This is a genomic window from Acidobacterium sp. S8, assembly GCF_009765985.1.
Lineage (GTDB): Bacteria > Acidobacteriota > Terriglobia > Terriglobales > Acidobacteriaceae > Alloacidobacterium.
On the sequence record NZ_LMUM01000023.1, the window covers coordinates 1 to 12,601 of the forward strand.

16 protein-coding genes are annotated in these 12,601 nt (G+C 54.9%); 2 read left to right on the forward strand and 14 right to left on the reverse strand.

The features are described 5' to 3' along the window. Positions 1–66: 66 nt before the first annotated feature. Positions 67–444: a helix-turn-helix transcriptional regulator gene (locus tag GSQ86_RS08195; RefSeq protein ID WP_158749483.1), complete on the reverse strand. Its 378-nt coding sequence runs from the start codon at positions 442–444 to the stop codon at positions 67–69. A 19-nt stretch (positions 445–463) separates the two neighbouring features. Continuing rightward, the gene (locus GSQ86_RS08200) at positions 464–856 is read right to left on the reverse strand and encodes an AraC family ligand binding domain-containing protein (RefSeq protein WP_158749484.1); all 393 of its coding nucleotides are present in this window, start codon (positions 854–856) and stop codon (positions 464–466) included. A gap of 57 nt (positions 857–913) precedes the next feature. Here GSQ86_RS08200 and GSQ86_RS08205 point away from each other — a divergent pair, with 57 nt between their 5' ends. After that, the gene (locus GSQ86_RS08205; RefSeq protein WP_158749485.1) at positions 914–1,894 is read left to right on the forward strand and encodes a zinc-binding alcohol dehydrogenase family protein; all 981 of its coding nucleotides are present in this window, start codon (positions 914–916) and stop codon (positions 1,892–1,894) included. Between the two features lie 101 nt (positions 1,895–1,995). On the opposite strand, the gene GSQ86_RS08210 is transcribed toward GSQ86_RS08205, so the two are convergent. Continuing rightward, a complete protein-coding gene (locus GSQ86_RS08210) occupies positions 1,996–2,556 on the reverse strand; it encodes a TetR/AcrR family transcriptional regulator (RefSeq protein WP_216841060.1) in 561 nt (186 codons plus the stop codon). A 193-nt stretch (positions 2,557–2,749) separates the two neighbouring features. Between GSQ86_RS08210 and GSQ86_RS08215 the strand changes: the two genes are divergently transcribed. Further along, a complete protein-coding gene (locus GSQ86_RS08215) occupies positions 2,750–3,619 on the forward strand; it encodes an alpha/beta fold hydrolase (protein WP_158749487.1) in 870 nt (289 codons plus the stop codon). A gap of 314 nt (positions 3,620–3,933) precedes the next feature. Here GSQ86_RS08215 and GSQ86_RS08220 read toward each other — a convergent pair whose 3' ends face one another. The 11 genes from GSQ86_RS08220 to GSQ86_RS23715 all read right to left on the reverse strand — a co-directional run bounded on the left by GSQ86_RS08220 (position 3,934) and on the right by GSQ86_RS23715 (position 12,580). Continuing rightward, positions 3,934–4,509: a hypothetical protein gene (locus tag GSQ86_RS08220; protein ID WP_158749488.1), complete on the reverse strand. Its 576-nt coding sequence runs from the start codon at positions 4,507–4,509 to the stop codon at positions 3,934–3,936. Between the two features lie 101 nt (positions 4,510–4,610). After that, a complete protein-coding gene (locus GSQ86_RS08225; RefSeq protein WP_158749489.1) occupies positions 4,611–5,522 on the reverse strand; it encodes an AraC family transcriptional regulator in 912 nt (303 codons plus the stop codon). A 90-nt stretch (positions 5,523–5,612) separates the two neighbouring features. Then, positions 5,613–5,903: a DUF1330 domain-containing protein gene (locus tag GSQ86_RS08230; protein WP_158749490.1), complete on the reverse strand. Its 291-nt coding sequence runs from the start codon at positions 5,901–5,903 to the stop codon at positions 5,613–5,615. A gap of 160 nt (positions 5,904–6,063) precedes the next feature. Then, positions 6,064–7,065: a zinc-binding dehydrogenase gene (locus GSQ86_RS08235; RefSeq protein WP_158749491.1), complete on the reverse strand. Its 1,002-nt coding sequence runs from the start codon at positions 7,063–7,065 to the stop codon at positions 6,064–6,066. Between the two features lie 58 nt (positions 7,066–7,123). After that, a complete protein-coding gene (locus tag GSQ86_RS08240; protein ID WP_158749492.1) occupies positions 7,124–7,699 on the reverse strand; it encodes a nuclear transport factor 2 family protein in 576 nt (191 codons plus the stop codon). Positions 7,700–7,754: 55 nt separating this feature from the next. Next, positions 7,755–8,042, reverse strand: coding sequence for a muconolactone Delta-isomerase (locus tag GSQ86_RS08245; RefSeq protein WP_158749493.1), 288 nt, complete (start codon positions 8,040–8,042; stop codon positions 7,755–7,757). Between the two features lie 116 nt (positions 8,043–8,158). Beyond that, entirely contained in the window at positions 8,159–8,848 is a 690-nt protein-coding gene (locus GSQ86_RS08250) for a type 1 glutamine amidotransferase domain-containing protein (RefSeq protein ID WP_158749494.1), read from the reverse strand. Then, complete coding sequence (locus GSQ86_RS08255; protein ID WP_158749495.1) at positions 8,845–9,420, reverse strand: hypothetical protein; 576 nt, start codon at positions 9,418–9,420, stop codon at positions 8,845–8,847. The genes GSQ86_RS08250 and GSQ86_RS08255 overlap by 4 nt, the downstream gene beginning before the upstream one ends. A gap of 51 nt (positions 9,421–9,471) precedes the next feature. Then, entirely contained in the window at positions 9,472–9,891 is a 420-nt protein-coding gene (locus tag GSQ86_RS08260) for a nuclear transport factor 2 family protein (RefSeq protein ID WP_158749496.1), read from the reverse strand. Positions 9,892–10,015: 124 nt separating this feature from the next. After that, on the reverse strand, positions 10,016–10,858 hold the full coding sequence (locus tag GSQ86_RS08265; protein ID WP_158749497.1) for an alpha/beta fold hydrolase: 843 nt from the start codon (positions 10,856–10,858) through the stop codon (positions 10,016–10,018). Between the two features lie 90 nt (positions 10,859–10,948). Next, positions 10,949–12,580 carry a cyclic nucleotide-binding domain-containing thioredoxin-disulfide reductase gene (locus GSQ86_RS23715; protein ID WP_158749498.1) on the reverse strand — a complete coding sequence of 544 codons (1,632 nt, stop codon included), beginning with the start codon at positions 12,578–12,580 and terminating at the stop codon, positions 10,949–10,951. Between the last annotated feature and the right edge of the window lie 21 nt (positions 12,581–12,601).

Here is a 12,601-nt window from a genome sequence, read left to right on the forward strand (position 1 = left end):
TTCATGGGAATAGTCTCTCTCCGTTCCGGAAGACCTGCTCATCCACATTTATCAGGACTTAGAACTTCACTGCTGCTGAGCGTATACGCTAGGCGTCACTCCAACGATTTGGCGGAAGGATCGAGTAAACGCTCCGGCACTCTCATAGCCGACCTCAAGAGCAGTCTCCGTCACCGACCATCCCTCTGCCAGCAACTCGAGCGAGCGGAGTAGCTGCATCTGCCGACGCCATTGGCCTGGGCTCAGGCCGGTTTCCTTCTGAAAGTTGCGGAACAGCGAGCGCTCGGACAAGCCGACCTCGTGTGCCAGCGCTGCCAGATCCTTGGTATCTCCAGAAATCTCCCCCAGCCGCTCCGCCAGCCGCCTCAGCGCCGGGGCACGAGGTACCGGCAGGTGCAGATCGACCTGAGAGGCCGTACGAATCTCATCGTGCAACACATCCACCAAGCGCTCCTTGGCTGCATTAGCCTCCGGGTTTTCTACCCCAGGTCATCATGCGGACGACAATCTGTTTCAACAGCGGAGACAACGCCAGAACGCGAGGTTCGGCGGGGAGTCTTGCTCTTTTGCTTGTAGCTTTTTCATCTGTGGAGAGGCGCATCATCCAGCCACTGATCTTGCCGCACGACCGCAGGGAATGCACCATGCCGGAGGGAATCCACACGCAACGTCCGGGCGGGCACGTCCAGGCGCCGGCCTCTGTCTCCAAAATCGCGAGTCCTTGATCGAGACCGCACAACTGCGCCTCAGCATGGCTATGAGCAGGCGTTTGCCTAATGCTAGCTCGGGGCAGCTCCCACGCAACTACGCCCAGGCTTTCGAGAACATCTGGCAGTTTCGGTTCATCCTTTGGCATACATGGTCAAGCACGGTACAAACGGTTTTCCTAGACTACTTGAAGAGGAGCACACTTATGAAAGCAGCCATCGTAACGTCCGCTGGAATGAAACCCACCTTTGGCGAGTTCGACAGCCCCGTTCCGCGGGAAGGTTTCGAAGTCATCACGGTCACTGCTGCAGCTTTGACCAATCTGACGAAAGGACGAGCCGCCGGCTCGCACTACAGCGCGGATAACCACTATCCCTTTGTTCCCGGCGTGGATGGCGTGGGGACCCTCGCCGATGGGCGGCGCGTGTACTTCGCCATTCCCGAAGCTCCCTTTGGAGCGATGGCGGAACAGACCCTCGTCGACCCGCGTCGCACCATCACCTTGCCCAACAATCTCGACGATGTGAATGCTGCCGCGCTGGCAAATCCGGGCATGTCCTGCTTCGCCGCACTCGTTGAACGTGCCCGCTTCAAAGCTGGCGAGATTGTTCTCATCAACGGTGCAACGGGGGCCGCAGGGTTTGTTGCTGTTCAGGTCGCGAAAGCACTTGGAGCGGCAAAGGTGATTGTGACGGGCCGAAACGCACCGGAACTCGAAGCGCTGCGTTCTGTCGGTGCCGATGTCGTCATTCCGTTTGATCTTCGCCCTGAGAACGAACGTGGGGTTGAAGACTTTGAGGAGGCGCTCCTATCCGTATTTGCCGATGGGTTGGATGTCGTCGTTGATTACCTTTGGGGCAGCAGCGCGCGCACCATCATCGTCGCTGTAGCGAAAGCGGTTGAAGACGCGCACCCGGTCCGCTTCGTCCAGGTGGGGGAGGCCAGTCGTGAACCTGTAGAGGTTCCGGCCGCCGCATTGCGCTCCTCAGCGATCCAAATCCTGGGCAGTGGTCTCAAGTCTGTCCCTATGCCGAAGCTTTTGGAAGGCATCCGCCAGACCTTCGATCTGGCGGCGCAGGGCAAGCTCTACCTTCCTACGAAGGTCGTCCCGCTTGAAACGGTGGCAGAAAACTGGGAGGCTCCCGGCAAGCCGCGATTGGTATTCACATTACGGGAAAGTTTGTAGCAGGCAGGGCCATCCCGCAGGCCTGCGAGCCTTGATGCCAGGTCCCGATGAGTCGGCTTCTCGTCGGCGATTGCAGCTGACGAGAAGCGCGTCTCCCGGTACTAATTTTCAGCTGGCCTTCTAACCATCTGTTGCCAATTCGCCATAGCAATCTTTACTACCTGCGTGAGCGTCTTTAGCGAAGCGCCATCTCGTGATTGCAGCGCGAGGCCGTGAAGCACGGTCGAGAAGTACGCTGTCAGGGCTGTAAGGGATGCTGTTGTTGGCACGTCGCCATCGTGTTGTCCCTTTTTCAGGCGATCTAGGATGGATTGCGTAATTTGGCGACGTATCGCTAAGAGGTGCTCCTGCACGGTCTTGCTCTCCACTGGGCAATTGGTGGCTCCCAGAATCAGTAAGCAGCCTCCAGGCGAATCGGGCGCGGAATATGCATCCACGGCCGCCTGCAACATCGCATGGATTGCGTCACGAGCACTGTCTCCCGTTGCAAGGGCAGCCGTCGTACTTAAGCCCGCCGTTTGGCGGTAAAGCTCGACTGCCTCTTGGAACAACTGCTCTTTACTTCCAAACGCCGCATAGAGGCTCGCCTGCGTAATGCCCAATTCCGCGCGTAAGTCCGCCATCGAAATGGCGTCGTAACCGCGCGACCAAAAGAGCCGCATCGCTTTGTCTAGCGCCTGGTCTCGATCGAATTCACGCGGTCGACCTCGATCGCGTTTGGGACGTTCTGCATTATTTGTAGATCGAACGGTCTTTATATTTGCTTTTCTACACTCCGACATGTAAGTATTTATAGACCAGTCGATCTTAAAATGGAAGGGCTGGCCAATTCATTCCTCAAATCAGGAGCACATCATGAACCTCAACGATCACTGTTCGATATCGTTTCCGCCAGCCTTCGAGACCCGCGAGATAGAAACCAACGGTGTAACGATCCATACCCGTGTGGGTGGTCAAGGACCGGCAGTAGTCATGCTGCACGGCTTTGGCACAACCGGCGATATGTGGATCCCGATGGCATCCGCACTCGTAGCCGGCCATACCGTCATCGTGCCGGATTTACGCGGACTCGGACTGTCCTTAAGGGCGTCGGGAGGATACGACAAGAAGACGCAAAGCCACGATGTGGCAGGCGTGATGGATGCTCTAGGCGTGTCTCGCGCCGATTTCGTGACGCACGATATCGGGAACATGGTCGGCTACGCGTTCGCCGCTACGTCCTCAGACCGCGTGAGCCGTTTCATCCCCATCGACGCCCCTCTTCCCGGAGTCGGTCCATGGGAACAGATTGTGCAGGATCCCCGCATGTGGCAGTTTGGTTTTGGCGGCCCTGACATGGAGCGACTCGTCGCCGGCCGAGAACGCATCTATCTCGACCGTTTCTGGAATGAATTCTCACTCCACCCGGAGCGATTCGATGAAGCGAGGCGCCAGCACTATGCAGAACTCTATGCAATGCCCGGTGCGATTCGCGCAGGCTTCGCACAGTTCGCCGCTTTCGGACAGGACGCGCTCGATAGCAAGACCTATCTCGCCAAGGGTAAACTCACCATGCCTGTTCTTGCCATCGGAGGCGAAGCAGCGTTCGGAACCATGATGGCGACAGTGATGCGTATAGCTGCAACGGATGTGCAGGAGGCAATCGTCCCAGACTCCGGTCATTGGATTATGGAGGAGAATCCAGTCGCAACCACCAAACTCGTTGCTGCCTTCCTGAAATCGTGAGATCGGTGTGACTGTTCACTTCGTAAACCCCAGTTTGGGCTTCTCGTTACCAACTGCCTTTCGATCCACAGGTTGGTAACGGGAAGTCGGCTTGTGTTTACCGATGTGCTCTGCTTCAAGTGTCCGAATAACCGGCTATCCGGAATGCTGGTTAGATCCGAATAGGTCCTGATAAACGCGGTTGCGTTAACTGATCATTGGGTGAAATCCCGATCGCTCTTTCAGCCACTGACGGTTCGCTGCCGAGAGCCGTACCAATGGAACGCCTCTAACTGCTTACTATCCGAGCTTCAAGGTTAATAGGCTTGATTCCACTACTGCTGAGGCCAATCTTTAAAGGGCATGATCAGATAGAGCTCGGAGTGCCCTGGCAGATGTGAAACGTAAATCTGACCCGTAGAACCGTCGTGATTGAATTTTGCGATATCTTCATTGTGAGGGGTGATGATCATTGCATGTGGTCCCACATGATATGTGTGATCGACACTTGGGGACGTTCCATGCAGGTCCGGGACCCACGCTCCGGAGAACATATACATCACACCGATTTGGTCGATGTGGACAGGCCGGTCAGCGAGGCTGTCTTTGATCCATTGCATCGAAGTCTTATCCAGGCACATTGGTTCATCATGGGGATAGCCGGGAATTCCTGGCAGGCATGTCCAGTCGCTCTTGCCAGCTCGTAGAACCCGGTATTCAGCGTTTGGATCCTTCGGGTTCGTCGGCCAGTCTGCAAGGACAGCGTCCTTTGTGATGAACAGCGGTCCTGCCCGCAGAGCATCTGCGATTTTCTGTTTATCTGTGGATTGAGGCCCCGAAAGTTTCATATCCATTTGTGCTGAAGCGGCGAGCGAAGCTGCAAAGGTAATGGCGGCGACTAGCTTGTACATGTCTATCTCCCTACAAATTTTACGAATTTCTCATCTTCTGCAGATTGATACGCATTCGAATTGTAGAGGTGATTGGCGCAGTGAGTCTTGAAGGAAGCTGCTCAATGATGGCCTTTTCTGCTCCTGCGCCACTCGCCCGGACTCTCTCCTAAAACGCGCTTGAAAGATCTGTTAAGGGCGGATTGATCGGCAAAGCCGCACTTGCTTGCAACTTCTGCGAGTGTCAACCGTGAGGTTAGCAGGAGGTTTTTTACTGCGTCGATGCGACGTTCCATAAGCCAACGGTGCGGGGGTCGCCCAAAGGTCCGCCGAAAAGCGTGGGCAAAATGGCTTACCGATAAATTGCATTCGGCTGCTACGGAAGCCAAAGAAACATCACCATACAAGTTCGCGTCTAGGAACTCCATCGCGCGCCGCGACTGCCAAGGGACCAGTTGTCCCCGGATCGGACCGGGCGCAGCTGGAGTGGCCCCATAGATGGAGGTGGCATGCGCAAGGATGGTTTGACCGATGTAGTCCAAAAAGATCTTCGGTGTAGGCTCATTGCGCTGAATTGCGGAGAGAACGGCCATCCCCAGATGTTTGAGCGTTGCGTCCGTCTCACAATGGGGCCAACTGAGCGTATTCACCATGGCAATGCGGTTTTCGTAAGCAAACTCTTCAAGTGCCATGCGCGGTATATAGAACTGCACGACGTCAATAGGATTCGGAAAAAACGCAATTGGGTCTTCTTCGAGATCGAGGATCGTCACTCCTCCCGAAGGTCGTTTCCCGGTGGGCACCAATTTGCCAGAGAGCCACAGACGGCCTCCCTGGTTTGCGCGAAGATGCAGATGGATTGAAAAAGCCTTTTCTAACGGAATAGGACTTGTCGGATCGGTGAAGCCCATCGGTGCTTGAAGCCTGGTTACAGCTAGTTCGGATCTGCCGGAACCCAGAGCCGCGTGGATTGGCACCCCGGTAAGGTGTAGATAGCCAGCCATCCGTTCCCCGTATGCGCCGGCTTCGATCATGAGACTGCGCTCCTTAACATGAGGTCCGTCCTAAATAAGTTTCCCTACTTCGCAATGGCTATTTTGGGGAAACGAAGCGGATCGTTGTCGTTACACTCCCACCAGAATGCGAAAATCCCTTTCGACGCCGCCCATCATTGCCGCGAGAGCCACACGATAGGCTTCGCTCTCATAGGCGGCTTCCGCCATTTCCACGCTGTCAAACTCAACGATAACGGTCCGCTCGACCCAGCCTGTTTCGTGCGCCTCGATAGCTGTACCGCGCGACAGAAACTTCCCACCTGCAGCCTCAATAGCTGGACCCGCCAGCGCAGAGTAATTCTTTAGCGCTTCGGGATCTGTAATCATTCGATAGCTTGCAACCCAATAACCCTTTTTCATACGCTTCCTTCCGCTACCCGCGGTTGGCATAATGAAATGTCCTTGCTCTCACAACTACAAAAACAGATTCAACAGACCTCGGCCGTTCTTGGGCTAGCGCTGAACTTTCGTAGTCACGATTCTCAGTACCGAACGAAACTCGGCGATGCGTTTGGCCTCGTCAGTACCGGGGATCGAGCACGACAGCACCAACCACACGGCGCTCCTCAAGAAGACGGTGCGCTTCTGCGGTCTTGCTCAAAGGAAGGTGCACTGATACCTGGGCGCGAAGATTGCCGGCAACCGTCTGATCGACGAGATACTTCATGCCCTCTCGAATCAATTCTGGCTTTGCGTCAAAGACTGGGAGGTAAATGCCTGTCATGGTCTGCGATCTGCTCATCAGTCGTCGCGGCTCGAATGGTTTGCCCGGACCACGGGTCGAGCCAAAGATGATACAGCGACCAAAGGTCGCCAGACACTGGAAATTCTTCTCGAAGATTTCGCCACCAATGGATTCCAGGATGACGTCGACGCCGTTACCTGCAGTGGCGGCTAGCACGTCACTCGGCCAAGTAGGAAGGTCGTAATCGATCGCGACATCTGCGCCAAGACTCAAAGCGAATGCTCGCTTCTCTTCGCTTCCAGCGGAAGCAACGACCAAGCCGGCGCCCATCGACTTTGCGATTTGGACCGCCATGCTACCTACACCTCCTCCGGCTCCATGAATCAGGACGCTCTCGCCTGGGTGGAGTTGGGTAGATGAGTTCAACATCAGCCAGGCTGTCATTCCTTGGGTTGGCATGGCCGCGAACATCACGTCGTCGGCATCCTGCGGTATGCAGACTGTTCGATCAGCACGCGCGGTGACAAATTGGGCATATCCTCCGGAGGAAAGCAAGACCACCACCCTTTTGCCCACCAGACTGCGGTCACCCGCTGGACCTACTGCCACGACATTTCCGACGGCTTGCAATCCCGATATTCGTGGCAGCACCTTATCCTGGCCTACATGCGTCTCGGGCCGTGCGTAGACTCCCATGCGCTCTCTGATGTCAACAAAGTTGACGCCTGAGGCGGTAACCTCGATGAGGAGATCGTCGGCTTGTGGGAGGGGCTTTGCTACCTCAACGTATTCGAGGACATCCCTCCCGCCGAATTGAGAAAACTGGATAGCTTTCATCGCTTCCTTCCTCCATTTCGTAACGTCGGTCAAATTCGGATGTGTGGTCAAACCGCTGCTAGTCGGTCTGCGAAGGAGGCGGCGGGACAGGGATCGCGATATCACTCGCCATCTTCCAACCCTCCGGAGTCTTGACCCACTCCATCAGTATGAGGAAAGGTTTCGGGACTGCTTGCTGTCCCGCATAGCCGACCGTGATCTGAACTGGCACATAGGTTTCGGCGACATCACCACTGATGGCGACGGCCTTCGCCCTTGTGTAATCGGCCTCCATATGAAAAGGCCCCCCGAAGATCACATCATGAAGATGCTGGACCACCGCGTCGTGTCCCCAGAAGCCGGCCCAGTTTCCCTCGGCGGCGGTGGCTGTTTTAGCCACAAAAAGCGCCGACGGCGAGTTCCATACCATCTGCTTCACCGCGTCAAAATCCTTGCTGTTCTCGGCGTCGATGAGGCGCCGGTTGAGTGTTTGGACTTCTCGTAGTGCGCGTTCGTTGAGCGGTCCAGCATCGGACGCGGAGTTGGTCAGACCTCCAGGTTCTCGTAGCGCGGAAACCGAGGTTGGAAAGAGGCCGACCAAACAGGCGATTGCGAAGACAACGGAGGTGAGTTGTTGTATGAAAGTACGGTACATAGAGGCTCCTTTGATCCAGAACGGATGCAGTTGGCTCTGCCACATTGCCGGGCGACTACTTGTTCAGCTCCAGGGAGCCTGGGTGCTTGCAGAGGGCAGTGACTTCAACTTCCATGAAGGGATTGAGCGGCAGTGAGCTAAGGGTATCGTGTAACTCAGCAGGATCCTCGACATCGAAGATACTGATGTTCGAGTATTTTCCTGCCACCCGCCAAAGATGTGTCCACTTTCCCTGAAGCTGCAATTCCTTGGCTCGTTCGTGCTCTCGGGCGCTCAGATCTTTCAGCTTTTCCGGGTCGGTGTTGAGGGGAACGTGAACGTCAATACGCACATGAAACAACATAGATCTTCCTCCGGTTGGGGCGTTGGATGTTACTGGCCCGGGGGACTCCGAGCTGCGGCAGAGAGGCCGACTGCCCAGAGCCCGCGATTGCATTAGCAGCGCGCCAGTCGTCGTAGTTAAACCACCGTGACCGGGCTATGGCCGGTCATCAGATGCAACAGCGCGAGCGCATACTCCGACGCGGCGGACTGGTCCTGGCCGGTAATCAGCTTGCCATCGACCACGACTTTAGGCGTGTACGGCTGAATGCTGGTATAGACCGCGCCAGTCCCCTCGAGGACCGTCTGCGGATAATGCGGGATGATGAATCCGCTTCCAAACATCGCCTGAAGCTGCTTGTCCCCCTCAAGTGTGAATCCGGTCACCTGACGACCTTTGATCCGGTCGGGAATATTGCCGAGAGCGACGGCACCGTGGCAGATGGCGCCGACGACTTTATCCTTGGACCAGAAATACTCCAGCGCCTTCGCTACGTCCTCATTAGGAAAGAGATCGAAGGTGGCACCCCTGCCGCCTGCAACGTGGATCGCATCGTACTCGCTCAGATCAACGTCTTTCAGCTTCAGGGTCGTCTCTAGTTTTGCGATGGTCTTCTTGTCCGATAGAAAGCCCTTGCTTACGAGATCGTTGGGCTCAAGCGACCTCTCAAAATGTGGATCGCTATAAGGATCGAAGACGACCTTGCCTCCGTTTGGACTGGCGAAGTCGACTTCGACCTCGCGTTCCGTGAGGTGCCAATAAGGATGTGTGATCTCCGACAGCCAGAATGCTGTATCGGAGCTGCTGATGATGAACAGGACCTTCATTTCTTATCCTCCAAAGCCATGGAATTTGCTGCTGCCTGTGCGTGATCTAGCCCTAGTGCTTTTTGCTCGATACTCTTCGCGAACTTTGGAGTCTCCTCCTGATTGTGCGCATGCGATGCCTGCTGCCGAACTGCGTGTGCCTTCTCGAACTGAATGCCGTGTTCTTTAAAGAAGGTCAGGGTCTGATCGGTTGCAGTTGAGTGAATATGGTTCGTGTACTCGCATGTATGATCGTCGACCTTCTTGACACTGAGCTCCCAAACGACCTGCAATTTGGTACGCCCAGCAGGGGAGATGGAATCGGAGATCGAGACCATACGGCAGAAATGCGGTTCCTGAACTTCGGCCACATAATGCTGAACTACAAAGGCATCGCCGATTGTTTCAACGTTGATCGACATAGGACGCCCATCATCTGTTGTCGTTGCTCCCGCAGCGATGTGCGCCGTCGAACAACGCTGATACTCAGCATCGGGAAGATGAAGAACCCAATCGGCGATATTTACCTTCTCGATAGGAGCGTAAATCTTAGCGGTCACCGTAGAAAGCGAGAGTGTGTAGTCGTTCGACATATATTCCTTCTTTGCAAAGTTGGCGCCTGTTGGGACGCGGCAGTGTATCAGTTACTTTTTGTTGATCACATCTGCTATTCCGTTGGGAAACATGCCATCGGCGGCAGCTAATACATTGAGAGCCTCCCGCAGCAAAACGATCTTGCCATTGGCAGCAACACAGTGACCGAAGAACCGCTGATGCACATTCTTGCCGGAGATCCCCGACTTTTGGTGAATGGTGTATTCCCCGAAGGCCTGGTCGAGTGTATCGATATAGATCTTCACATCAACAAACCTGAAGTTCGGATACATCTTCTCGTGCAGGAAAGTAAGAAAGGTCCCAATATTTTTCGGTCCTTCATACCTCGGTTCGACACCGAGGTCGGCCAGATATGGCAATTCGAGTGCGCCTTTGTCCGCGAACAAGGCGGCGGACTCCAGCGCAGAACCACTGATATAGGCCTGGAGAAGTTCTTTTGCTGTCTTCATAGATGCGTCCTCCCTGACGCGCAATGTCTTTCAACTGGTGTGCGGGCCTGGAATGTTGCCCGAAGTTGTAATGAAGGAACCACAAACCGTTTGAGCAATGAGTTGTCCCGGTGAAATGTATTTGCTAGAGTTCCGCGTAACCGCCCTGGATAAAGTCGCACGCCAGTTTTCCGTACTCTTCGGCAGCATCCTCCCAGACAAAATGTCCGCAATCGATGACATCGAGCCGGCTCTTCGGTAATCCTCGATGCAGGCCTTCCGCATTGGAGACAGGGACGAAAGGGTCGTATCGACCGACGGTCAACTGGCAAGGGACTGTAACCTCAGATAGGCGGGTGGCGAGACGAGGAAGAGCTTGCGGATAATCTCGAACGAAGGCCATCGCATCCCAGAACTTTTGTCCAGCATAAGAGGCGATGTAATCCTGTAGTGCATGGTCCGGTAGTTTGTAGTGCTTCATATCTGCGACAGCCGCGCGAACGAACTGTTCTCCCGTCAGATCCTTGAATGGATCTAGGGATGGGGCGTTCACAATTCGGTCTAGGTCGCCGAGAATATCTGTGTGATCTGTTGCTCCGCTTCCGATCACGAGACTTTTGAAGACTCCGGGGTGATTTGCGGCTGCGAAGAGACAAGCAGGAGTTCCGATGTCCGGTGCTATCACGTGTGGCTGATTCATTCCGAAGGCGTCCACGATGCGGAGAACGAAATCTCCTACAACTTCCGGAGTTCTCGTATCTGCCCTGGTTTCCGAGCGGCCGAATGGAGGAAGGTCCACCGCAATGGTTGGCCCCAAGTCCGCAAACATATTCCACGTGGGAAGAAATGCGAGGATGCTCTCGGGCAGCGGACTGAGCAGCAAAATAGGGTCGCCACTCTTCTTGTCGTTCGTCGCAAAGCGAATCTGCAGTCCATCGATGGTTTTGTACTGCATTGCGTGCAGGCCAATTTTATTGTTGGCGCTCATCTTGTCTCCTTGTGTGGCCGTCGGCTTCGGCTGATCGCGGGCTTTAAAACATGGTCTGGCTAATTGCTCAAAGTGGACTGCAGATGGCTTCTACGGCTCCGTCAGCGCCTGGTGAACAAGATGAAGCACAATCGAACCCTCACCTACCGCCGAAGCCACACGCTTTACGTTGCCGGAGCGCGCGTCTCCAACAACGAACACTCCGGGCAGACTCGCTTCAAGCATGTAAGGCGGCCGATCGAGCAGCCAGGGAATCGGAGGTTTCGCGGTCTCAAGATCACGGCCTGTAAGAATGAACCCTTTCCTGTCCAGGGCTAAACAACTTGAGAGCCAGTCGGTCTTCGGGGAAGCACCTGTCATCATGAAGACGTGCCTGATGGGCTGACTGAATGTTTTTCCGGAGGTTTTATCGCGCCACTCTACGCATTCGAGATGCTCGTCGCCTTCGAGGCCTGTAAGTTCGCTTGAATAATGCAATTGAACCAGTGGATTTTCTTCAATTCTCTGGATGAGATAACGGGACATGGTGTCGGCTAGACTGTTCGACCGCACCAGCATCGTTACACCAGCAGTATTCTGCGAGAGGAAGACCGCTGCCTGTCCCGCCGAATTCCCTCCGCCTATAACGATGACCTGTTCACCGGTACAAAGCTGGGCTTCCATGAATGTTGAGTTGTAGTAGATTCCTTTACCGGAGAAGGACTCCAATCGCGGAAGAGCAGGTTTGTTGTATTGCGCTCCTATTGCGAGCACTATGGTTCGCGTGGGAATCTCATGGCCGTCATCGAGCGCAACCGTGTAGGGACGCTGATCGCAGCTGAGGCGTTCTACCGAGCGCGCCACCATAATGCGGGCACCAAACTTCTCAGCTTGCGCGATGGCTCGATCAGCGAGTTCCTGACCCGATAAGCCAGTTGGAAATCCTAGGTAGTTCTCAATTTTGGAACTTGATCCAGCTTGCCCGCCAGGGGCCGCTTTTTCGACGACCAAGACATCAAGTCCTTCGGACGCGGCGTACACCGCGGCAGCCAATCCAGCGGGCCCAGCTCCCACAATAACCAGATCTCTCACCTGAGAGTCATCAATGTTGCTGTTGAAGCCAAGGCACTCGGCAATCTCTTTTGTCGAGGGATTTTTCAATACCTGCGTGTTGTTGCAGATCACTACGGGGATATCGCTGATCGCGACGTCGAAGCGGTTGAGCAGGTCCTGCGTCACAGGATCGGAGTCGAGATCGAAGTAGTTGAACGGGTGACCATCACGGGTTAGAAATTCTCGTATCGCAAGGGTGTTCGTGGAATATTTCGAACCAAGAACCACCACATTGCCTTGTCCCGTCTCTTTCAACGAAAGGCGCCGGGCAAGGAACGCATTCATGATGATGTCACTGAGCTCTGCGTCTTTGCCAATCAGAGTTCGTAGATCTTTAGGGCACAGTGCGAGTAATGTCCCAGCTTCGACGGCCTGGCAACGGTAGATCGAACGTCGACCGGAGATCATTAGCAACTCGCCAGAAAACTGGGTGGGTCGATACGTCGTTACGGTGCGTTCTTTCTCTCCACCGACGGCCACGATCCTAATCGCACCGGATATAACCACATAGACTGGCGGTGTATCGAAACCTGGCTCGTAAAGAACCTCGTCCGCGACGACTTGTCGTGGCTTGGCATACTCGCGAATACGTTCGATCTGGTCTTCGGTCAAATACGGTGCATAAGCCATATATCCTCCTTTCTCGATCCA